The organism is Bacteroidia bacterium, assembly GCA_019695265.1.
Classification (GTDB): domain Bacteria; phylum Bacteroidota; class Bacteroidia; order JAIBAJ01; family JAIBAJ01; genus JAIBAJ01.
Window position 1 is genome coordinate 39,507 of the sequence record JAIBAJ010000004.1, and the last position, 21,458, is coordinate 60,964.

At 39.5% G+C, this 21,458-nt stretch carries 22 protein-coding genes; 12 read left to right on the plus strand and 10 right to left on the minus strand.

Annotated elements, in window-relative coordinates; all coding sequences use genetic code 11:
* The first annotated feature begins 6 nt into the window (after positions 1–6).
* Entirely contained in the window at positions 7–1,059 is a 1,053-nt protein-coding gene (locus K1X82_01465; GenBank protein ID MBX7180750.1) for an NAD(P)-dependent glycerol-3-phosphate dehydrogenase, read from the plus strand.
* Between the two features lie 12 nt (positions 1,060–1,071).
* Here the strand turns inward: K1X82_01465 and K1X82_01470 are convergent, their stop codons facing one another.
* On the minus strand, positions 1,072–1,614 hold the full coding sequence (locus K1X82_01470) for a C40 family peptidase (GenBank protein ID MBX7180751.1): 543 nt from the start codon (positions 1,612–1,614) through the stop codon (positions 1,072–1,074).
* Positions 1,615–1,779: 165 nt separating this feature from the next.
* Here K1X82_01470 and K1X82_01475 point away from each other — a divergent pair, with 165 nt between their 5' ends.
* Genes K1X82_01475 through K1X82_01490 form a run of 4 tightly spaced genes read left to right on the plus strand, consistent with a single transcriptional unit; the run spans position 1,780 to position 4,367 of the window.
* The gene (locus tag K1X82_01475) at positions 1,780–2,160 is read left to right on the plus strand and encodes a DUF4783 domain-containing protein (protein ID MBX7180752.1); all 381 of its coding nucleotides are present in this window, start codon (positions 1,780–1,782) and stop codon (positions 2,158–2,160) included.
* Positions 2,161–2,168: 8 nt separating this feature from the next.
* Positions 2,169–3,023 (plus strand): carboxylating nicotinate-nucleotide diphosphorylase, encoded by an 855-nt coding sequence (gene nadC, locus K1X82_01480; protein MBX7180753.1) that lies wholly within the window; start codon positions 2,169–2,171, stop codon positions 3,021–3,023.
* A gap of 45 nt (positions 3,024–3,068) precedes the next feature.
* On the plus strand, positions 3,069–3,461 hold the full coding sequence (locus K1X82_01485; protein MBX7180754.1) for a hypothetical protein: 393 nt from the start codon (positions 3,069–3,071) through the stop codon (positions 3,459–3,461).
* Between the two features lie 6 nt (positions 3,462–3,467).
* On the plus strand, positions 3,468–4,367 hold the full coding sequence (locus tag K1X82_01490) for a hypothetical protein (protein ID MBX7180755.1): 900 nt from the start codon (positions 3,468–3,470) through the stop codon (positions 4,365–4,367).
* Between the two features lie 2 nt (positions 4,368–4,369).
* Here K1X82_01490 and K1X82_01495 read toward each other — a convergent pair whose 3' ends face one another.
* Together K1X82_01495 and K1X82_01500 are read right to left on the minus strand one after the other, a co-directional pair.
* A complete protein-coding gene (locus K1X82_01495) occupies positions 4,370–4,939 on the minus strand; it encodes a hypothetical protein (protein ID MBX7180756.1) in 570 nt (189 codons plus the stop codon).
* 54 nt (positions 4,940–4,993) lie between these two features.
* Positions 4,994–5,554 (minus strand): DUF922 domain-containing protein, encoded by a 561-nt coding sequence (locus K1X82_01500; protein ID MBX7180757.1) that lies wholly within the window; start codon positions 5,552–5,554, stop codon positions 4,994–4,996.
* A 75-nt stretch (positions 5,555–5,629) separates the two neighbouring features.
* Between K1X82_01500 and K1X82_01505 the strand changes: the two genes are divergently transcribed.
* A complete protein-coding gene (locus tag K1X82_01505; protein MBX7180758.1) occupies positions 5,630–6,112 on the plus strand; it encodes a transcriptional repressor in 483 nt (160 codons plus the stop codon).
* Positions 6,112–6,462, plus strand: coding sequence for an STAS domain-containing protein (locus K1X82_01510; GenBank protein ID MBX7180759.1), 351 nt, complete (start codon positions 6,112–6,114; stop codon positions 6,460–6,462). The genes K1X82_01505 and K1X82_01510 overlap by 1 nt, the downstream gene beginning before the upstream one ends.
* A gap of 690 nt (positions 6,463–7,152) precedes the next feature.
* On the opposite strand, the gene K1X82_01515 is transcribed toward K1X82_01510, so the two are convergent.
* Together K1X82_01515 and K1X82_01520 are read right to left on the minus strand one after the other, a co-directional pair.
* Entirely contained in the window at positions 7,153–7,572 is a 420-nt protein-coding gene (locus tag K1X82_01515; GenBank protein MBX7180760.1) for a hypothetical protein, read from the minus strand.
* Between the two features lie 73 nt (positions 7,573–7,645).
* The gene (locus tag K1X82_01520) at positions 7,646–9,958 is read right to left on the minus strand and encodes a TonB-dependent receptor (GenBank protein ID MBX7180761.1); all 2,313 of its coding nucleotides are present in this window, start codon (positions 9,956–9,958) and stop codon (positions 7,646–7,648) included.
* A 112-nt stretch (positions 9,959–10,070) separates the two neighbouring features.
* On the opposite strand from K1X82_01520, the gene K1X82_01525 reads away from it, so the two are divergent.
* Positions 10,071–10,211 (plus strand): hypothetical protein, encoded by a 141-nt coding sequence (locus K1X82_01525; GenBank protein MBX7180762.1) that lies wholly within the window; start codon positions 10,071–10,073, stop codon positions 10,209–10,211.
* Between the two features lie 31 nt (positions 10,212–10,242).
* Here K1X82_01525 and rsmA read toward each other — a convergent pair whose 3' ends face one another.
* The 3 genes from rsmA to K1X82_01540 form a co-directional block, all read right to left on the minus strand.
* Entirely contained in the window at positions 10,243–11,082 is an 840-nt protein-coding gene (gene rsmA / locus K1X82_01530) for a 16S rRNA (adenine(1518)-N(6)/adenine(1519)-N(6))-dimethyltransferase RsmA (GenBank protein MBX7180763.1), read from the minus strand.
* Complete coding sequence (locus tag K1X82_01535) at positions 11,072–12,505, minus strand: glycosyltransferase family 39 protein (GenBank protein ID MBX7180764.1); 1,434 nt, start codon at positions 12,503–12,505, stop codon at positions 11,072–11,074. The genes rsmA and K1X82_01535 overlap by 11 nt, the downstream gene beginning before the upstream one ends.
* 115 nt (positions 12,506–12,620) lie before the next feature.
* A complete protein-coding gene (locus K1X82_01540) occupies positions 12,621–13,667 on the minus strand; it encodes a T9SS type A sorting domain-containing protein (GenBank protein MBX7180765.1) in 1,047 nt (348 codons plus the stop codon).
* A gap of 156 nt (positions 13,668–13,823) precedes the next feature.
* Between K1X82_01540 and K1X82_01545 the strand changes: the two genes are divergently transcribed.
* The 4 genes from K1X82_01545 (at position 13,824) to K1X82_01560 (ending at position 17,781) form a co-directional block, all read left to right on the plus strand.
* Positions 13,824–15,785 (plus strand): HDIG domain-containing protein, encoded by a 1,962-nt coding sequence (locus K1X82_01545; protein ID MBX7180766.1) that lies wholly within the window; start codon positions 13,824–13,826, stop codon positions 15,783–15,785.
* Positions 15,786–15,791: 6 nt separating this feature from the next.
* Positions 15,792–16,289 carry a 6,7-dimethyl-8-ribityllumazine synthase gene (gene ribH, locus K1X82_01550; protein ID MBX7180767.1) on the plus strand — a complete coding sequence of 166 codons (498 nt, stop codon included), beginning with the start codon at positions 15,792–15,794 and terminating at the stop codon, positions 16,287–16,289.
* A gap of 65 nt (positions 16,290–16,354) precedes the next feature.
* On the plus strand, positions 16,355–17,224 hold the full coding sequence (locus K1X82_01555) for an endonuclease/exonuclease/phosphatase family protein (GenBank protein MBX7180768.1): 870 nt from the start codon (positions 16,355–16,357) through the stop codon (positions 17,222–17,224).
* Positions 17,225–17,265: 41 nt separating this feature from the next.
* Positions 17,266–17,781 (plus strand): tetratricopeptide repeat protein, encoded by a 516-nt coding sequence (locus tag K1X82_01560; GenBank protein MBX7180769.1) that lies wholly within the window; start codon positions 17,266–17,268, stop codon positions 17,779–17,781.
* A 159-nt stretch (positions 17,782–17,940) separates the two neighbouring features.
* Here K1X82_01560 and K1X82_01565 read toward each other — a convergent pair whose 3' ends face one another.
* Both K1X82_01565 and K1X82_01570 read right to left on the minus strand, forming a co-directional pair.
* Positions 17,941–19,164: an OmpA family protein gene (locus K1X82_01565; protein MBX7180770.1), complete on the minus strand. Its 1,224-nt coding sequence runs from the start codon at positions 19,162–19,164 to the stop codon at positions 17,941–17,943.
* An 11-nt stretch (positions 19,165–19,175) separates the two neighbouring features.
* Complete coding sequence (locus K1X82_01570) at positions 19,176–21,164, minus strand: OmpA family protein (GenBank protein MBX7180771.1); 1,989 nt, start codon at positions 21,162–21,164, stop codon at positions 19,176–19,178.
* Positions 21,165–21,458 lie beyond the last annotated feature (294 nt).

A 21,458-nucleotide genomic window follows, 5' to 3' on the forward strand; every position in this document is an offset into this window, starting at 1 on the left:
ATTGTTGTGGGAAAATCGTATCAAAATACAACTGTAGGGGTTATAGGAGCCGGAAGTTTTGGTTCGGCAATTGCTAATTTACTTGCCGAGAACTGTGATGTAATAGTTTATTCGAGGAGAGAAGCTGTTGTAAATCAGATTAATTTGGAGGGAAGGAATGGAGCAATTTCGATGCATTCCAGGGTAAAGGCTACTAATTCGATGGAGGAAATTGCTTCGAAGTGTTTGCTTTTGTACCCGGTAATTCCTTCGGCAGACTTTAGAATGGTCATTCGAAGTTTTGCTCCTTACTTGCGTCCTGATCACATTATGATTCATGGAACCAAGGGCCTGGATATATATTCTTTAAAGGGAGAGGAGTTGACAGCTAAAACAGCCATTCCTAAGGAGAAGGTGAATACGATGAGCGAAATTATTCTTCAGGAAACGGTGGTAAAAAGGGTGGGTTGTTTAGCAGGTCCGAACTTATCGGCTGAATTGAATTTGATGCAGCCTGCTGCCACCGTTGTTGCAAGTCATTACGATGAGGTAATTCGAGCGGCACAGGAAACTTTGAGGAGTAAACGGTTTATGGTTTATCATTCTAAAGATATAACCGGAGTAGAACTGGCAGGTGTGCTAAAGAACATCATTGCTATGGCTTCCGGAGCATTAAATGGATTAGGCTACGGAGAAAATACCAGAGCCTTGTTGATTAGCAGAGGAATGGTAGAAATGATTCACATAGGACAGGCTTTGGGGGCTGATGCCAGAGCTTTTTTCGGATTAGCCGGGGTAGGAGATTTGATAGCAACCTGCAGCACCAAGCAAAGCCGAAATTACACGGTTGGATTTCGATTGAGTCAAGGAGAAACCATTGAGCAAATTATGGCTTCTATGGATGAGGTGGCCGAAGGTATAAATACACTAAAAATTACCAAGGGGCTAATTAATATGTATAAAATGCGTGCCCCGATTACAGAAACCATTTTTAAAATTATGAGTGGAGAAACTACCATGCAAAAGGCAATTGAATACCTGATGCTTTATCCATTTAGTGTAGATGTGGATTATATATAAATTTTGAAATTGTTAATGTATTAATGGCCAACGCCCGGCACTAAAAAAGTATTTGCTCCAATAAGGGTCATCAAGAGAGCTAACCATTACTCCCTGACTGGAGGAGGTATGAATAAACATTCTGTTTTGTAGAAAAACACCAACATGCGTAATAACAGAGGATTTTACTTTAAAGAACACCAAATCCCCTTCTTCCAATTCGGAAGGAGTAACCCGATTGGTTTTTGGATAAATATCTCTTGATCCACCTTGAAGTTTAACACCATAAGCTTTTTCATATAATTGTTTGGCAAAGCCTGAGCAATCAATTCCAAATTTAGAGGCCCCACCCATTTTGTGAGGAGTGGTAAGCCATTTAAAACTTTCCTGGTACAATTCAGGAGTTTTTATTTTGGTTAAATCGATACCATAAGAAGAAAAGTAGGAAGCAATGTAGGTAGTGTCTTGCTCGATAATAGAATTGATTTCGGAATATAGGCCTGAGTAGTCGGTAACGGTTTGGCCCAAGCTTACGAATGGTAAAAATACTGCTGTGAAAAGAAACGGTTTAAACACGGCACTAAAATAAAGTAGCGAGTAGTAAGTCCGAAATTCTTAACTATTTTTTTGTCTAAAAAAGAGCTGTTGGATAAGGTTAGCTCAACCATATTTACAAAGATTAGTAGGTGTTAAAATTTTGTCCTATCTTTGTCTGGCTTGATATTTGAAAGCTTCTTTGGTATGAAGACCATAATAATTTCTTTTTTATTTTTCCTTCCGTGGTTTGGACCCGGATTTGAGGTACATGATGAGATTGGAGCTGCCATAAAATCGGGCAGTGCAGAAAATGTGACCAAGTATTTTGCACCGATGGTTGATTTGACTATCATCGATAAGGAAGGGAATTATTCCAAACAGCAAGCAGGACAAATTTTAAAAGATTTTTTTGCCAAGCATCCGGTTAAAGATTTTAGGATATTGCATAGAGGGGAGGCTAAAGACGGATCTAAGTATGCTATTGGTACTTTAACGTCTAATGATGGAAGTTACCGGGTTTATTTTTTGATTAAGAAAAGCGGAGATAAAATGCTAATGCAGCAATTACGCTTCGAAAACGAATAAAATACCAGATGGTTTTGGAAGGGAAGGAACTGGCTGAAAAGTTAATTCAACTGGCCATTTTAGAAGACATTGGTGATGGAGATCATACCTCACTTGCTTGTGTTCCCGAGAATACTAGAGGTGAAGCCAGGCTGTTGGTAAAGCAAGATGGTATTTTGGCAGGAGTAGCTGTTGCTGAGCAGATTTGTAAATTGGTATCGCCTGATTTGTCCTTGGAAATTTACTTAAAGGATGGACAAATCATTCATTCGGGCGAAATTGTTTTTAGGGTTCAAGGGCCGGAGGTGAAAATTCTTCAGGCAGAGCGATTGATTTTGAATTTTATGCAACGAATGAGTGGAATTGCGACTCAAACCAATCGACTTGTGAGAATGGTAGCACATACAAGGGTTACCTTATTGGATACCCGAAAAACAACTCCGGGATTTCGTTGGTTTGAAAAGGAAGCAGTTAAAATTGGTGGAGGCCGGAATCATAGGTTTGGGCTGTACGATATGGTTATGATTAAGGATAACCATGTTGATTATGCCGGAGGAATTAAACCGGCATTGGAAAAAGTATTTTCCTATTTAAGTAGAACAAACCGGATGCTTCCAATCGAAATAGAAGTTCGTAATTTCGGGGAATTGGAAGAGGTTTTATCTATTGGAAAAGTTCAAAGAATCATGTTGGATAATTTCTCCATTACAGACTTAACTCAAGCAGTTAAACTTATCGGAAATCGCTTTGAAAGCGAGGCTTCCGGTGGAATTAATGAAGGAAATTTGGTTCAATATGCTGAAACAGATGTTCAATTCATTTCCATCGGAGCTCTCACACATCAGGTAAAATCATTGGATCTATCTCTTAAGGCAGTAATTTAATTGTGTTTCAAAAGGCAATTCCATTAAATTTGACCGCAATTTATCATGAAGAATACCAAACTTGCACTTTCCTTAGGTTCCTTATTAACCTTAGTTCTCCTTGTTAGTCAATCGTGTTACTACGATCATTACGAAGATTTACATCCCAAGGATACCACCCAAAATACCACATGCGATACCAGTAATGTTACGTATTCAGGTCAACTGAAAGCCATTGTTGATGCTAATTGCGCCAATGAATGTCACAATTCTGATTATGGTCAATTCCCATTGTTAACAACCTATGATGAGGTAAAGAATGGGGTAGATTTAAGTGGAGTTGTTGATCGAATAGAACGTCAAAACGGAGACCCGTTGTTAATGCCTCAGGCCGGTCGTTTAAGTGATTGCAATATTTCTCTTTTCAAAGTTTGGAAATCCCAAGGCTATAAACAATAAATCAGTATGATTAAACGAATTAGCCTTTTAGCCTTCTTGTTTTTATCAGTAAATCTCTTTGCTCAGGACGATGATTTATTGAAAGAATTGGAGGCAACCGATGCCAAACCTGTCAAGGAGTTTTCTTTGGCTACCTTTAAAACTACCCGGATTATCAACACCCATAGCATAGAATCCTTGGGTAAACGAGCTTGGGATTTAAGGTTGTCGCATCGTTTTGGTGATTTTAAAGGTGGTTTTAATCAGTTTTTTGGCCTAGATGGAAATGCTCCAATGAAAATTGCTGCCGAGTTTAGTATTGATGGTCGATTAACTTTTGGAGTTGGCAGAACTTTTTTCAATTCAAGTTATGGGAAGTTGTGGGAAGGATTTGCTAAGTATCGGATACTTCGTCAAACTACGGATAATAAAATGCCCTTATCCATGACTATTATCGCCGGCATTGGAATTACCCAGCGCAAACCAAGCACAACTTTGCCTTATGAGTTTGAATATTTTACCAGCAGGATGAGTTATTTTTATCAATTGGCTATCGGAAGAAAGTTCTCCAAAGCGCTTTCATTTCAGGTATCTCCTATGTTGGTTCATAAAAACCTGGTAGAGAAATCAACCGATAAGAACGATATCTGGGCTTTGTCCTTAGGTGGACGTTGGAAGTTTTCTCGCAGTGTTGCCCTTACTGCAGAATACACCTTTCGCTTAAATAAATATACCAGCAACTTTAGTGATTATCACAATTCTGCGGGTATTGGTGTAGATATTGAAACCGGTGGGCACGTATTTCAGGTGTTTATTATCAACTCGCATCCAATTAGTGAGCTTCAGTTTATTTCAGATACCCGTAGCAGTTGGACTAAAGGGGATATTAGACTCGGATTCAATATGAGCAGAGTGTTTGCTCTATAAAATTATTTGGAGCTAAAGCTTCGGTTTCTATCAACCGCAACCATAGTCTCAACTTCAATCTCTAATTTTAGAGCCCATAACTCCAATACTTCCGGTTCTTTGCCAAATTCCGACATTTGTTCTGCCTGTTCTTGCATTTGATGGCATTCCTTATTCATATCTAATACAATTGCTTCCACTTCTGCTTTTTTCATGTTGCATAAGCCATCCATATTGGATACTTTTTTTTGCAATTTGATGGCATGGAAATGGGCAATGTCAAATTTTAATTGTTCCAGGGCAACCAAGTTAGGATCTTCCTTATCTTTAATCCAGGATTGGGTGCAATCAAAATAGGCTGAAATACTAGGTTTGAAAAATCCGTTTTTACAAGAGTATTTCATCTCAACCCCGCAAGCTGAATGGCTTTGGGAAAAAGAGCTTGGATCCGGAATTGCCTGGAAATAGGCAGAGTTGAGGCGAGAACTTTCTGACCAAGGTACTTTTGGAGCAGCCGGTGGCGTGTCCGAATTGCCTGAGAAACTAATCCAGGCAATGAAGATTGGAAGTAAAGAATAGGATAGTGTAGTCATATTGGCTGGTTTTATACCAATATGATTGCAATAGGGTTGCAAAAAAAAAAATACCTAGTTTTTGTACCTTTTCAAAACAATTAATTCTTGTTCTACCCAATCAGCCCAATATTTTTGTCTTAGGGTGTCCAAACTATGATTGGTTTCTAGATCGTACTTTTTTTGTTTTAGCTTATGGTCGCTCACTACATCATTGAATATTTTTTGTAGCTCAGTTTTAGGAAGAAGGCAAGGGTGTTTTAGGTTTAGCAACTTTTTTCTAAGTTTTCTGGCATACAATTCTGAAATGTCAAAGTGCAATTGTTCATGATTAAGTATGCTGGGTTTGGCATCTTTTCTTTTCCAGCTTAGGTCCTGATCAAAATAAGCATACACATTATAGCTCATTTTATCACCTTCACATGTATAACTAAAATGAATTCCACTGTTTGTTTCTGCTGCTAACCTTGATTTTTCGGGTATTTTTCCTTTAAAATTTTCCCAGCTAATTGGCTGGTTTTCTTTCCATTTGATACGACTACCGGGCGAAGCATAAAGGTTGGACCATTCAATAGGATGGTATGACCAAACCAAACAAAGGGATAAAAAGAGTTTTTGTTTTGTGGAGAATGCCATCCGGTAATAATTCTAGAACAAAACTAATGCAATGGGTCGAATTTTCTAATAATTTCGTGCTTTAAAGTTGTGGATATGGTAAATGAAGAAACCCAGGAAAAAGTAAAATCTATTTTCCTTGAGTATTTGGAAAGAAACCAACATCGAAGAACCCCTGAACGTTTCGCTATTCTCAGAGAAATATACAATTACGAAGGGCATTTCGATATTGAGGCACTATATGGCCACATGAAAATAAAAAAGTACCGGGTAAGTAGGGCTACTTTATATAACACCATCGAGCTGTTGCAGAATTGCAATTTGGTTACCAGACATCAATTTGGTAAGAATTTGGCCCAGTTTGAAAAATCATTTAAGTTTAAGCAACACGACCACCTAATTTGCACCGATTGCGGTAAGGTATTTGAATTCTGTGATCCAAGAATTCAGCAAATTCAAGAAATGGCAGGTAAACTTCTTAATTTTTCAATTCGCAACCATGCCCTTAATTTATACGGTAATTGCAACCAACTTGCCCTTTCCGGAACTTGCCCAAATAAAGAAAAGGAACACGAATAATGGCTATTTTTACTTACGATATTGAACAGGTTGGACCTGTTTGGGTTGTTCACCTTTCCGGACGTTTAACAGATCCATTTATGTCTAAGAAGTTGATCCTAGAACTTCAGGATAATTACCAATCCATTGAGCCCTTTTATGTTATAATTGACCTTAAAAGCCTTGATTACTTAAATTCTTCCGGTTTGCAAGCCATGCTTCAAATTCTGAAGATGACTCGTGTTCAATCTGGCGAAACCTGGGTGTGCAATGTTCCGGATCGCATTCATAAATTGTTGGTTACCACGAAATTAGAGCATATTTTCAAGGTTGTATCCAATTACCAGGAAGCCATTGACAAGTTGGCTTAATTCCTAAAGAATTTGCATATTTAGGTAGTACTAAATGCAGTTTTTGATGATGATGCGGGTGCCTTCGCATTCACCTATTGCCTCTTTCTAAAATGTAGTAAGGCTCAGGCCCGGGCTATCGCTGTTACTCCTCGGTCCACTACGCTAAGGCTGCGTGGCCCTGTGGGGTAACTTGCTCTATCCCTACCCGGACCCAAGCCCGAACTTTTGGGAAATGGATATACAATTTTGCTCATCCAGGGTGTTGGTGTGTTGATTACCCGGTCATTGCTGCAACTGTTTGGTTTTGCAGCCCGGGCAACGATAGAGGCGAGTAGCTCCCGGCAGAAATGGCTTCAGTGCGTTGGCAGCCGGGACTACAGACGATAGCGTGACCCGAAGCCCATTCCCAAAACTTATATATTTAAATAAATTTCAGTTGGGCGAAGGGGGCCCGCCAAAAAACAAATGGAATAATTGGAAAGTTATACCGAATGTACATTATGTTTAGTCCAATTTTAGGTATTAATTTTTATTGAGAAAATTGGCCTAACATTCTGTATACTCGGCATTTACCAATCTAAATTTATAAAAGCCTTCGGACTATTTATAAATTAAAATTGGTATTAAATTTCTGTATTCCGGACCAACCGGTTCAAAAAAAAAGCCAAAACACGTAATGCCTTGGCTTTTTAAAGGTTAACAACCCGGTTAATGACCTTCTTTTTTATGGTCTTCGTCGTTTTTATTACAACGCTCAACAATCAAGTGAAAAGTATCGTGAAGATGGGCCAATGCCGCTGTAATTTCTGCATCGCTTCCTCCTTTTTCGATAAGGGCTTTTAATGCATTTGCTTCTTTTTCAATTGCCTCTGTTGCTTCTTTAACCGATGGCTTATTGAATTCATCCGGAATTTTTGCTGTGTTTAAGGCTTTGGCTTTATCGCAAAACTCAGCTATTCTTGTTTTGATGGGTTTTAAATCACCTTCTTCGGAAGGGTGGAAGGTTTGAGACATTACACCGTGAAAGGTTTTCAATTCTACCCATTTATCAAATTTTGATTGAGCAAATGAGGAAGATGATACCAAAAGAAGAGCGAATAAAAAGGTAGCTTGAATTATTTTTTTCATTTTATTGGGAAATTGTAGGCAAAAGTATCAACAGGACTGGTAAAAATGCTGTTGGAAATCAGTTTTTAAGAATTTAAAATTGAAGTTTATATTGTAAGGTGAAACTTCTTGGAGCTTCCAGCAAGCCTGGTCTAAGCGAATATTCCTGATTGGATATATTTTTTACAATCAATGAAATAGTTGATCTGTCGGATAGTTTGTAAGCGAATCGCATATCGAATACTAGAATGCCTTTTTTATGGCTTTCTCTGTATTTGCTAATTCCATTTAATTGATCAAAAATTAAATCGATACGTTCCATGAAGCTGTTGTAGGTGCAGGTTCCCCCAATGAGAATCTTTTTAAAAGGTTCAAATTCCAGATCGGCACGGGCCGTGTTTCGTAAGCGGTACTTCAAAATGCTGGAGGTAGCTAGCAAGCTATCGGGTTTTCCTATACTTTGGAATAAGTTTTGGATAAAAATATTGGCTTTTCGTTGAGCTGTATCTGATTCTAAATCAGCCGGGTAATTGAAGGTATATCCGGCAAATAGTCGGACAGGAATTCCAAGTATTTTCCCATCGGCAATGGTGGAAATTTCGGCCCCTGCTATTCTTGCTCTGCTGATGTTTTTAGCTTGGAAACCGAAGCCTTTTTCAGGGTCAATCAAGAATACATATTCAATCATATCCTTAAATTCATACCAGAAGAGTGCCATATCAAGGTAACCCATAAAGTTGCCGAATTTATAACCTTGTTTAACGGCTAATTCGGAGGTCCAACCTGATTCAGGTTTCAAACTTGGGTTGGGGAAAATTTTTATGGAGCTTAAGCTGGCATCAATGTAACGTTCACCCAAGCTAGGGAAACGGTAACCCTGACCCCAGTTAGTTCTAAGGAAAGTAGCCTTGCCAACTTTATAGTTGATACCGGCTCTAAAAACAGGTCTTCCCGGGTCGTTGGGTAAACCAAATACGTGATTACGTTCATACCGTGCACCTAACAATAGGGTAAGTTTCTCTTTAAATTCCTGTTCCAATTGCAGGTAACCAGCCATAAACAATTGTTTAAGTTTCATGCCTTCGTAGAGGCTGCTGTAGGAGTTAGAATAGCTGCCGATGGCACCGCTGGTCAGGCTTAATCCGAAATCGAATTGTTTTTGGAATTGGTAATCTCCCCAAAACAAATCGGTTGATGCAGTTGTTTTATTGTTACTTCCACTGTAGCGAGTTACTTTATAATAGCGACTTCTAATTTTATGAATGGCGCCGTTAGGTCCGCTGTAGCTAATTCTTGGGTCGATGGTGAAGTAAGAGTATTTATCTTCAGAGAGGGTACCTTCCCAAGGGGTGAGGGCACCTGCATCAGGGTCTTGCCAGAGAAAGAATCGTCCAAACTGCTGGTACATGGCATTTCCGGCCAATTCAAAGCTGAAATATTTTAATTTTTTAGGTCTCCAGCGGGTTTTGAAATTCACCCTTGCTTGTTGGTCGCTTCCATTTTTCAGGTAACCAGAACTCCAATTTAAGTTTCCACCAATAATCAGGTCAATATTTCCAAACTTTTGGCGGTGGGAGAGGAAGGCATTTGTAAAAAAAGGATTAAAAAAGTTATCCCACCAGCGTAATTCTTTTCTAGCAGGATTGCTGTACACGCCCTGAGCGATTGAAATTTTAGTTTGTGGTTTATCGTAAGCGTAACCGGTTCGAACGTGAATAACACCATTCATAGCACCGGAACCATACAAGGAAGAGGCAGCACCTTTAATAACTTCCACTTGTTCCATATTCTCGATTGGAACAAAATTCCAGCGCACTTCGGATAGGTCACCGGTTAACATGGGCATGTCATCTACCAAAACCTGAACTCTGGACCCTGTTCCATAGGCATAACCACTGCCGCCACGAATACTTGCCTGACCATCCACAATGGTAACTCCCGGAACTTTTTCAACGGCTTTGGCAAGGTCGGGAGCATTGGTATTTTCAACCAGGTATTTTTTAATTACGTCAATAGAAACAACTTCCTTTGCAGCATCTTTTTCATATTGAGAACCTGTTACGGTAACCAGCTTCAATTCTTTTTGTTCCGATTTCATTTGGATGTTTATCTCCTGACTTGTTCCGGCAACCGCATTTATTTCTCGTGTTTCTTGAGTAAAACCTAAGTAACTAAATCGGAGAATGTGTTTACCCGGTTCAACTTCCAGAATAAATTTTCCTAAAACATCCGTAACTGTTCCAACACCAGAACTATCTGCCATAATGGTAACACCAATAATGGTTTCATTGTTTCTCGAGTCGGTTATGGTACCGGTAATTTTTGCTTTTTGGGAATAAAGTACTTGACTTAAGGATAAAAAGACAAGCAATAAATAGCTTGTAATTAAGAGTGTTTTTTTTTGCATACGATACAATTTTGCGCAATTCCCCCCACCTAAAATAATAACCTCTTCAGTTTGCAAAGGTAAAAGACTATTTTTTGAGTTTCCTCTTATCTTAAATATTAGTTACCAACAGGTGAGTTTAAATTTTGATTTTGAGAAAGTTGGTATTGTGAATTTCTTAATGGATGAGGATTTAATGATGGATTTGGTTAATTTTATAGGGGTTTTAGCCTGGTTTTTAGCTTATAGGATAGTAAAAGGGTGGAGTTTGTAAAAAAAATGTTGAGGTTTCCAAGACTCAATTATTAACTAAGTTTAGTTTTCGATAGATTGGAATGTTGGATTATTTTTTTGCTTAATTCTATAAAATCAGCTACACTTAATTGTTCTGCGCGTTTGCTGAGTTCGGGCCATTGGGGTAGTGGTTGGGGTAATAGTGGTTTTAATGCATTACTCAACATTTTCCTACGTTGATTAAACCCCATTTTCACTACTTGTATAAATGATTTTTCATCGCAATCCAATTGTTTGACCTGATTTCTGGTAAGTCGTAATACGCCGGATTTTACTTTAGGTGGTGGATTAAAAACATGTTCATCTACAGTGAACAAATATTCAGCATTATAAAAGGCTTGAAGCAATACACTTATAATACCGTAGTCCTTATTTCCGGGTCCGGAAGCAACCCGTTGAGCTACTTCTTTTTGAAACATACCGGTAATTTCGGGTACCTGGTCTCGGTGTTCAAAGGCTTTAAAAAGGATTTGGGAAGAAATGTTATATGGGAAATTTCCTACGATAGCTAAAGGTTCATTCCCCCATTCTTTCCAATCCATTTGAAGGAAATCCCCTTGGATAAGGTGAAGTCCTTTGAATTTTTCTTTATTTAAAATAAGGTATTCGACGCTTTCGTTGTCAATTTCTGCTGCCATCAACTGGATGCCGGGTTTAGCAAGCAGGTAGCGGGTTAAAATTCCTGTTCCCGGACCAATTTCCAGAACTTTGGAATACCCGTTTAATGTAATGGAATCTGAAATTTTTTCTGCTATGGAATTGTCTTTAAGGAAATGTTGGCCTAAGTGTTTTTTTGCTCGAACCTGATCGGATGAATAGTCGGACTTTTTCTTTGGGTGTTTACCTTTCATGTTGCGTTAGGTTTTCCCAGGCCAAAGCGTAGTGATTGGTCAAGGAAATTTGGGTGTAAAGATCGTTGTATTTATCTTGTTCAGGAAGAAAATACAAGGAAACCCCTTTTTCTGACAACGACACCAATTCTGATTCAGTGAGATAGAATCGGAGGTGAGGAACCAATTTGGGGTTGTTGTTTAGGGCATAAACCATTAACTCGTTATACCACCATCCACAAATAATTATGCTTGTTGCATATTCAGGCTGGTCTAAAGTAGTTGCAACCTCTTTGCAAAAACTTTCTTTGTTGTGGCGTTTAGTAAAATCGGAATAAAGGGGGCCGGTTGCAGGATCGAAAAACAGTTCCTGATCACGGATTTTATAAACTTTAGCCCAGTTTGAATGCTTACTTCCCCGGTTGGCATCTGTTAAACCTAGTCCGAAAATAAAAGACGAAACCATGAGACATAAGAGAACAAATTTGTAAAGCATTTCCAATAAACCTACATTTAAGGCAAGGATGATAAAAGGGATTGCCGGAATCCAATATCCGGATTTTTGGGGCAATCGAAGGTATGAAAAAGTATACAAGAGCGTGATCAGGATAGCTAGGCCTACCATCACTTTGTTTTTTTTTGTTTGAATTTCTAATTTAGAAAATCCAATAAATAAGGTTTGCGAAATGCATGCTGATAGTATACCCAGCAAACCAATTACACCCCACACACCAAAAGTGGCTTTAAAGAGTACCTTTTCCCAGGAAGGGTAAGGGAATTGATCGTAGTATTGGAAAAATCGGTATCCATAGGATTGTAGAAGGGGTAAGTAACAGATAGTGCCAATAATCAAACTAAGCATGACCAAGTTAACTGTACTTTTTATTTCTGTTTTGTCACGGTTGATGGTCAAAATCCAGGACAAGAAAGGGAGAAGGAAAATACCGGACGTAATACGGGAGCCAATAGCCAGACCTAAAAATAGAGCAGCCCATAAAAAGGAGGATTCGATCAAAAAGTAAAAGGACCATAAAACGAATGCAAGGGTAAAACAATAGTCAATGGTATAGGTGCTACTAATAAATATTACCGGAACGAAGGCCAATGCTAATGCAGAGAGGTATGCAGCTTGTAAGTCTAGTTTATTGATTATTTTATAAAAAGCAACGGAAGCAAAGGCACAAGCTATTGCCGCGAGTAAGTTCCACCAAAAAGGTGAAGCATAAGGAAGGAGGAGGTAAAGGAATTCTGGAACCGGATGTCCGGGTAACCGTGAAGGTTCGTAGATGCCGGAATGGAGGGTTTGCCAGATAGCAAGAGGTGTTCCCCAACTATCTTCTTCGGCTCCGTAGCCACAAAACAAAAAAGGAATTCGGCTGATTAATACAAGCAGGAATAGGGATACCAGTGTCCAATCCGGTTTGTATTTAAGGTTTAAATTCAAGACTGCCAGCAACTTTGCAAAGTAAACGGATTTAGGAATTAATTGGTATTTGATAAGAAAACAAAAAAGGCGACCTTATGCAGATCGCCTTTTTTGTGAAAAGAAACTGGATGGATTAATGAGCCACAGTGAAGTTTTTGGTTAAACGGCTTCCATTGGTAACCAAATTGAAAATATAATTACCATTGGCCAGGTTTTGAGTATTGATGTTTAAGGAATGGTTACCTTTTACACGGATACCTGCTGGAACATTAGCAATCATTTTTCCGCTCATATCGATGATTTCGTAAGAAGTACTGGCAGTGTTGCGTAAAGTGAAATTAACTACCATGTGATCATTTGCAGGATTTGGGAATAATCCCATTCCTTTAGTTTCGTCAAAATCTTTGATACCTGCAGGGCCAATATAACCGTTACCTACCACAGCAATATCATCGATAGAGATTAAATTGTCGTCGTGGCTATTGTGCAAGAAAGCGATATAAACATCCATTCCTACGTAGGCATCCAAACTGATTTCGAAAGGTTTAAGAACACCGTGGAAACGAAGAGAATCATTGTCGTATTCGATGTAAGAACCATCCAAACCATGCACATAACCATCGGAAAATTCAAATTCGGAGTAGCTGCTATCCGGAATTAAATCGCCTTGGCTAATAAATTCTGCAGCTTTAAAAAGAGTATCGGTGAATTGGTCGGTGTGCTCATTGGTTCCGATGGAGGCAACAACAGCATATCCGTCGCAGTAACGAGGTGTTTGGAAAGGGGCTGATTTCCACAATAATTTAACAGAAGCGTCATTAACGTGGATGGATGGTAAAATAAGCATGTTTTGAACCGGTGTGGTAGCATCATTTGTCCAGGAGTTGGATGCAAATACTACGTTTGTGTCACCATCCGGAGTGATAGAATCGGCAACAGAAAATGCGTAAGTTAAAAACCATTGGTCTGAGCGGCTAGAACCACTGGCATCAGCCAAACCATCGCCGTCAATATCGTACCAAAAGGTATCGTACAAAGCATTGGATGCTACTGCATCGATAATAATATGGTCGAAGGTATCTCCTTGGAAATTTTCCCAAAGCAAAGTATCGGTTGAAGTTTGGGACATACCAACCAAGGATAAAAAAGCTAAAGAAAGAGTAGTAAACAGTTTTTTCATACGTTGATTTTTCTAAATATTTGGGCAAAGCTAAACATTTAGCGGTTTACCTTTCGTAATAATTTTGCAGATTTGCGCATTCGAACTTTTCTAAGAAATATAGCCTCCTTTTTATGGAACAGGCATGAGCTTGTTTTCAGGATATTTTTATTTGTATTGGCCATACTTATTACTGTATGGATTTTGCCAAAGGATGCCAAATTTGCCTTTGAGTATGAAATAGGTAAACCATGGTTACATGAGAATTTGATAGCTCCGTTTGATTTTCCAATCCGGAAACCAAAACCAGAATTGGAGGCAGAGAAACGGGAATTGATTAAAAATAAGCATTATTATTTTCGTATTGACACTACGATAGGACCAAAACAGATTAAGGAATTTAATGCCGAAGCCAATCGTTTATTCCCTAAGCAAAAAGCAATAGTTGTTCAGTTAAGCAAAAGGCTTCAAGAGGTTTATGGGAAAGGAATTATGTTGGTGAATGAACCTGCATACAACTTTGAATCGGATAAAGAAATTTACCTACTGAAAGGGAATGAAGCAAGTCCATTGTTGTTTGAACAATTGTTGACCCCGCAAAAGGCTTATGATTTGGTGATGGAATCCATTTCGGATTTGCCTGAAGGACTTCAGGATTTGATTCCTACTTACTTGGTTCACAATGTTTTTTTTGATGATTTAACTACGGAGAAGGTTTTAAATGAAGATTTGACAGAGATTTCTCCATACAAGGGCAAGGTTTCTGCCGGGATACGAATTGTTTCACGAGGGGATGTTGTAGATGAATATAAGTATCAGGTTTTGGAATCATTGAAGTCAGAATTTATCATTCAGCAAGGAAATAATCAAGGTAAGTTTTTGCCTATTATTGGTTTGGTAGTATTGGTTACCATGGCAACCCTGGTGCTTTACCTTTTTTTGGCATTGTTCAGGAAGGATATTTTGGAAGATAATACCAAGGTTGCCTTTATTTTATTGTTGTTATTGGTAACGTTAGGAATGACCAAAGTTGCCATTAAATTGGATGGTATCAGCATTTATGCCGTTCCGTTTTGTTTGCTGCCAATGATAGTTCGTACATTTTTTGATACCCGTTTGGCTTTGTTTGCTCATTTGGTCGCTTGTTTGATTATAGCATTTTTAGCCCCTAATGGTTTTGAGTTTGTGTTTTTGGAAGTTATAGCCGGTATTGTTGCCATTTTCAGCATTGCCAAATTGCAAAACAGATCGCAGTTTTTCTTTTCCTCCTTAATTATTTTCATTGCCTATTTTGCAATTTACATGGGTTTAACTCTGATTCGCCATGGGGGAATAAAGGAAATGGAATGGCATAATTTGTACTGGTTTGCATTAAGTGTAACCTTTACCTTGTTTGCTTATCCGTTGATATATCTGTTTGAAAAAATATTTGGCTTAATTTCAGATGTAAGTTTGTTGGAATTATCCGATATTAATGGCAAGTTATTGAGGGAATTAGCCACCAAGGCTCCCGGTACTTTTCAGCATTCTTTGCAGGTTGCCAATTTAGCGGAGACAGCCATTTCTCAAATTGGTGGAAATCCATTGTTGGTAAGAACCGGAGCTTTGTACCACGACATAGGCAAGATGGAAAATCCTTATTATTTTATTGAGAATCAGGTTTCGGGTTTTAATCCACATGATGAATTGAATTTTGAAGAAAGTGCGGCAATTATCATAGATCATGTTAGAAAGGGTGTAGAGATTGCGAAGAAGGAAAGATTACCCGATGAGATAACCGATTTTATTCGCACGCATCATGGTACCTCCCTGGTGCAGTATTTTTATCAAAATTATTTGAAGGATTTTCCAACAGGTAGCTTGGATAAAAACCATTTTTCTTATCCAGGACCTAAGCCATTTTCAAAAGAGACAGCAGTGCTTATGATGGCCGATAGTGTAGAAGCAGCTTCGCGCAGTTTAAGGGCCTATAATGCAGAAACTATTAGTCATTTGGTAGATAAGATAATTGATAGTCAAATTGAGCAGCAGCAATTTGCCAATGCTGATATTACTTTTAAAAACATCAATCAAATAAAACGAATTTTTAAACGCAAACTCCAGAACATTTACCATGTTCGAGTGGAATATCCTGAATAATAAACGATGTCATCAGCCTTAAAAAACCTATCTAGTTATGCCCCGGAGACCGTTCCGAATGGGAGAGAAATGAAAATTGCCGTTGTAGTATCGGAATGGAATCATGAAATTACCGGAGCCCTCAAAGAAGGGGCTATTTTGACTTTAAAAAAGCATGGGGTTCTGGAGGAAAATATCATGGTTTGTTATGTTCCAGGTAGTTTTGAACTTCCATCAGCAGCACATTTAGTATTAAGTGCCAGGACGGATATGGATGCTGTTATTTGCCTAGGTTGTGTGATTCAAGGCGAAACCCGGCATTTTGATTTTATTTGTGATGCTGCTGCTCAAGGCATTAAGGATGTTTCATTGAAATTTAATAAGCCTGTGATTTTTGGCGTATTAACACCCAATAACCAGCAACAGGCTGCCGATAGAGCCGGAGGTAAACATGGTAATAAAGGTGATGAAGCTGCTATTACAGCATTAAAAATGGTTGACTTGGCTCAACAATTGAATTCCTAAAAAATTAGTTTGAGTTAATTTTGGTAGCTTGGAATTAATTTCTATTTTTCCATGCTATTAATCCAATGAAAAATACCTTCATTCTGCTTCTGCTTTCCATGTTTATATTGGAAGGCTTTTCTCAAAACAACCCTTCTCCAAGTTCGAAAAAAGTAAAGGTTTTGTCTTGGAACATTTACATGTTGCCGCGTAATATCAAGCGGACCGGCAAGATGTATCGTGCGCCCAAAATTGCTGAGGAAATAAAAAAGGAAGGATATGATGTATTGGTTTTTCAGGAAGCATTTCATGGAACAGCCAGGCAGATTTTGTGGCGAAAGTTAAAAAAGGAATTTCCCTATAAGATTGGTCCCGGTAACCGCAAATGGTGGTGGGTTAAAGTTAATAGCGGGGTTTGGATATTAAGTAAAACTCCTTTGAAAAAGGTAGATGAAATACAATTTAGGGATTGTGATGGTTTTGTAGATTGTTTTGCCCGCAAGGGTGGACTTTTGGTAGAAACTACTGTACAAGGGCAAACCATTCAAATTATGGGGACTCACATGCAAGCAGGAGGAACCTACGATACAAAACGCAGCCAATTCAGGCAATTGGCAAAGGAGTTGCTGGAACCCAACAAAAAAGAGGGTGTTCCTCAGTTGTTGTGCGGCGATTTTAATATTCGGGAAGCTGATACCGTTTTGTATCCGGAATTGGTTTCTACATTGCAATGTGAAAATGGGCCGCTCTCAGGGCCTTACAAGTTTACAGCAGATGAAACGAACAACGACCTTAGGCCAAGCGGACAAAAGGTTATTGATTTTATTTTTTACAAGGGAAATGGAATGTTAGTAAATAGTGTAAAACGGTTTATACGGGTTTTTGAAAGTCCTTGGCATAAAGATCATAAAAGTTTGAGTGATCATCATGCTGTTGAAGCTATTTTTGAATTTTAGGGAATGGTTGAATTATTAAACTGCTTATTCAAATTTGAAAGATGAAACAATACTTAATCCAATTTTTACTCCTTTTAGTGGCCATTTCAGGGTATTCCCAAAGTGCAGAGAGTTTTTACAATCGTGGAAATGCCAAATATCAAAAAGAGGATTTTAGTGGGGCCATAGTGGAGTATAATGAAGCAATTCGCTTAAAACCTGAAAATGCCATGGCCTATTACAACCGCGCTAATGCTAAAGCAAGGTTAAATGATTTCCAGGGTGCATTAGACGATTTAAATGAATCTATTAAACTGGAACCGATGTATGGTAATGCCTATTATAGCAGAGGATTGGCAAAGAAAGCTTTAAAGGATTATGCTGGGGCCATTGCTGATTACGACCAGGCCTTTAAGTTGCAACCAAAAAATGCCCAGGTTTTATACAATCGGGCAATTGCTAAATTTCATTTAAACGATCAAATGGGAGCCTGCACCGATTGGATAGAAGCGCGTAACATGGGTTTCCCGAATGCAGATGAAGATATTAAAAAGCATTGTCCAAAAAAAATGCGATAGTGCAGAATTGGTTGGACAATAAACTTTAGCACGGGGAATGGTACAGGTAAGAGAAGAGCCAGCTAATACCGGTTGTAAATTTTGTACTATTCTGATTTTGATGCACCATGGTATGCCTATGTAGCTTTTGCATCGGCATATACCAATCCAAATGAAGGTTTATTGGATAATAAGTTCAATACGTTCATTGAAGCGCATAGCATCCAAATCCTGATTACCTTTCTCATCTGTTTCCGGGAGAAGGGGAGCGGCAGATCCCAAACCAACCGGTTTGATTCGGTTTGGATCCATACCTAATTTAATGAGCCAATTGCTAAGTTCGGTGGCACGACCAAAGGAAAGGTTTTTGCGTGTTTCTTCACTTCCGATAGAAGAGGTATGAGCCTGAATGGTGAATTTTTTACCGGATTGAGATTTTGCCAATTGATTCAGTTTTTCGAGTGCAAAGGTGCTTTGAGCTGCGATACGCTCTTTAAAAAACTCGAATCGAATGTTTTGAAAAGTAGCTTTGTTTTTAAACAATTGAATGGGGCGAATAAGTTTAGAAAACTCAGCTTGAATCGGAAAATCGACCAAGGCCCAAAAAGGTAGTAGGTTTGGACAAGTAAATTCGATATGGTATGGTTTTCCGACGGGAAGGCTAAGCAGGTATTTACCGGTTTTACTATTGGAATTGAATTCACCGAATAGTTCACCGGTGCCGGAATCCCAAACTTTTATTTCGGCTCGAATGGGGTTGCCGGTTTCGTCAATCACAGAGCCGGAGAAAAGAGTTACAGCGCCTGAGGGGCCTAAATCCTGGTTTGAAAAACTTACCGGATCTTTTACCGGTTTGTTTTTTTGTGCCATGCAGGCTGCTATTCGTTCTTCAATGATTTTATCGAGATCGTAAATGATTGTTTTTTCAGCGGTGTAAGGTTGTCTTTCTGTGCTAAAGATAGAATAGGCCCAGGTTGAAATTTTCTTTTGTTTGAGTTGTGCTGAGGAAAGTGTGTTTTTGTATTCCCTGTATTTGCTAATGGCTAATTTGGTTTCACCACCCAGTTCATAGGCTCGAGCCAGCATAAATTCAAGGTCGTCATCGAGGTTAGGGGAATAGTCGAAGCAGCGTTTTAGGTAAGGAATGGCCTTAACTGCTTCGGCAGAATCGAGGTGGAGGTAGCAAATGCCAATTTTTAGGAGAAGAGAGTTATCGTCTCTTTTCTTTTTTTCGGCTTCCTGGAAGAAGTACAGGGCTGCGGAAAAGTCGGGAGGTGACTTTTTCATTTGAAAGTCTCCCTTTTCGATGAGTTGTTCTGGTTTATCCTGAGCAAGTAGGCAAGCAGGGTGGAGTAAGAGTAGAAACCCCGCAAGCAGAAAAAGGATATGTAATTTGGCTTTCAACAGCTTTTTCCTTAGTTTTTAAGGATTTCGAACTCAATTCGGCGGTTTAGTGCCATGCCTTCCGGGTTTTCGCTTCCGTCTTTGTTTTTGTTGGAAGCAACCGGCATAGATTCACCAAAACCAACTGCTTTGAGGCGATCGGCGGCAATTCCTCTTTTGACAAGGGCTTGTAGAACCGATTCGGCTCGTTTTTGAGAAAGGGTTTTGTTGTACGCTTCTTCTCCTTTATCGTCGGTATAGCCGTTGATTTGTATTTGTACTTCGGGGAAGGCTTTTAAGAATTGGGCCAGACGGTTTAATTCGTTTAGTGATTCCTGGCGAAGTTCGTATTTGTCAGAGTCGAAGAAGAGGTTGTTAAGGGCAATTCGGGTTCCTGGTTTAGCCTTTTTAAGTTCGATGGCTTTTTCTACTTTTCGGAAGTCTTTGGCTGGTTCGATCAGGAAGTTTTCGGTATGGAAGAGGTAATCGTCTTTAATTACGGCAATGCCATAGTTTTTACCGGAAGGTAGGGAAACCACATATTTACCTGTTTTGCTGTTGGAAACCAATTCGGCTACTACTTCATTTTTTTCATTATCGATAATTTGGATTCCGGCTTCGGTTGGTGCTTTGGATTTTTCGTCGGTGATGGAACCGGTAACCAGGGTAAGCGGGCTGAACGGTTGGTCTTTTTTATTGTTTTTGGGGATGCTAACGCTGTAAATGTCATAATCACCCATACCGCCCGGACGTGCAGAGGAGAAGTACCCTGTTTCACCGCTGGCCGAAAGCACAAAGAAAATATCGTCATCGGGGGTATTGATTGGTGAACCCATATTAACGGGTTGGCTCCATTTTCCATCTTTGAAAACTGCTTTAAAAATGTCGTAACCGCCCATGGAATTATGTCCGTTGGAGCTGAAATACAAGGTTTTGCCATCGGGGTGGAAGAATAGACCATCTTCATCATAGGCTGTATTTATTTCGGGACCCAGGTTTTGTGCCGGACCCCAATTGCCTTTTTCATCTTTTTTAGACCAGTAGATATCTCTGCCGCCCAGGCCTCCGTTTCCGTCCCGGGTAAAGAACAGGGTTCGTTCGTCGGCGCTCAGAGAGATGGAGTGTTCCGTTGCGGAGGAATTAATATTTTCGTTGAGTTTAACCGGTTTGGTCCATTGGTCACCATCCAGACGGCTTTGGTAGATATCGCCGTTGAGGAAGAGGAAAATGGTTTGGCCATCGGCTGATAATCCCAGGGCTGCATCGTGCTTTTTGGTATTTAAGGGAGCTCCCACATTGGAAGCTTCGGTCCATTGGTTGTTAATGTTGTAGGAACGGTAGATGTCTTCAAAAGGCAGTTCGTCGAATGGGTCTAAACCACCGGAGGAATTTCGGCGGGAGGTGAAATAGAGTTCTGATTCATCGGCTGAGATAATGGGAGCATAATCCGGTTTGTCGGAGTTAAGTTTAGCTCCCAGGCTTTGGATTTTAACCTGTACCGGATGTTTAAGCAATTCGATACCGTTTCTACATTCCTGAATGCGTTTATCCATTATTTTGGAAGGGTTGCTAATGCTCATTTCTCCATTGACATCGGGAGGAGTATTGACCATGAGGGTTCCGATGGTATTGTCGAGTTTAATGGAAGAGGTTTTTTTGGAATCCAGGTAGTTTTTGTAGGCAATGTATTGTTCAATTGCTTTATCGAATTGTTGATTAAGGTGATAAGCTCTGGCAAGCAGGAAACTACGTTCGGTGGATTGGGTAGTGGCCGATTTTTCGAGGTATTTTAGGGCTTTGGGTTTTTCGGAGGAATGTAAATAAGCGATTCCCAACAAAAAATTAGCTTCACTATTTGCCGGAGAAGCAGCTATTTCTTTCTGAAGCAGTTCAATTGCTTTTTTGTTTTGACCTGGTTCGTCGTTTAGGAGGTGTTTTACCTCGTCGAGGGACGATTGAGCAGAAGAAAGTAAGCTGGAGGTAGCAATAAAAAAGAGGAAGATGGTTGCCTTTTTTACCATGATTTTAAGTATGTAGGTATTTTTTAACGACTGCCTTGGTAAAAAGGTTCGATTGGAAATGTGAAGGTAGATTGGGCTTGCACCCCGGGCAACGATAGAGCCAAGTAGCCCACAGGAGCCCGGCGCCCGAATTTATTCGGGGCGGTGGGCGACGAGGACTACAGGCGATAGCGTGACCTGAACGCCTTGCACCAGGTTTAGGTAAAGATCAAAAGCCGCTTGGCGTGAAGGGGCCCGCCAAATAAAACAACTCCCACCAACATTGGCAATAAATAACCACCTTTGTCGCAGAAT

What these genes read in the sequence shown, in the direction of transcription:
- K1X82_01540 (MBX7180765.1), bottom strand. Translation starts at nt 13,667, where the DNA reads ATGAAAAAACTGTTTACTACTCTTTCTTTAGCTTTTTTATCCTTGGTT.
- K1X82_01555 (MBX7180768.1), top strand. Translation starts at nt 16,355, where the DNA reads ATGAAAAATACCTTCATTCTGCTTCTGCTTTCCATGTTTATATTGGAA.
- rsmA (MBX7180763.1), bottom strand. Translation starts at nt 11,082, where the DNA reads ATGAAAGGTAAACACCCAAAGAAAAAGTCCGACTATTCATCCGATCAG.
- K1X82_01485 (MBX7180754.1), top strand. Translation starts at nt 3,069, where the DNA reads ATGAAGAATACCAAACTTGCACTTTCCTTAGGTTCCTTATTAACCTTA.
- ribH (MBX7180767.1), top strand. Translation starts at nt 15,792, where the DNA reads ATGTCATCAGCCTTAAAAAACCTATCTAGTTATGCCCCGGAGACCGTT.
- K1X82_01500 (MBX7180757.1), bottom strand. Translation starts at nt 5,554, where the DNA reads ATGGCATTCTCCACAAAACAAAAACTCTTTTTATCCCTTTGTTTGGTT.
- K1X82_01495 (MBX7180756.1), bottom strand. Translation starts at nt 4,939, where the DNA reads ATGACTACACTATCCTATTCTTTACTTCCAATCTTCATTGCCTGGATT.
- K1X82_01475 (MBX7180752.1), top strand. Translation starts at nt 1,780, where the DNA reads ATGAAGACCATAATAATTTCTTTTTTATTTTTCCTTCCGTGGTTTGGA.
- K1X82_01490 (MBX7180755.1), top strand. Translation starts at nt 3,468, where the DNA reads ATGATTAAACGAATTAGCCTTTTAGCCTTCTTGTTTTTATCAGTAAAT.
- nadC (MBX7180753.1), top strand. Translation starts at nt 2,169, where the DNA reads ATGGTTTTGGAAGGGAAGGAACTGGCTGAAAAGTTAATTCAACTGGCC.
- K1X82_01515 (MBX7180760.1), bottom strand. Translation starts at nt 7,572, where the DNA reads ATGAAAAAAATAATTCAAGCTACCTTTTTATTCGCTCTTCTTTTGGTA.
- K1X82_01560 (MBX7180769.1), top strand. Translation starts at nt 17,266, where the DNA reads ATGAAACAATACTTAATCCAATTTTTACTCCTTTTAGTGGCCATTTCA.
- K1X82_01520 (MBX7180761.1), bottom strand. Translation starts at nt 9,958, where the DNA reads ATGCAAAAAAAAACACTCTTAATTACAAGCTATTTATTGCTTGTCTTT.
- K1X82_01505 (MBX7180758.1), top strand. Translation starts at nt 5,630, where the DNA reads ATGGTAAATGAAGAAACCCAGGAAAAAGTAAAATCTATTTTCCTTGAG.
- K1X82_01510 (MBX7180759.1), top strand. Translation starts at nt 6,112, where the DNA reads ATGGCTATTTTTACTTACGATATTGAACAGGTTGGACCTGTTTGGGTT.
- K1X82_01570 (MBX7180771.1), bottom strand. Translation starts at nt 21,164, where the DNA reads ATGGTAAAAAAGGCAACCATCTTCCTCTTTTTTATTGCTACCTCCAGC.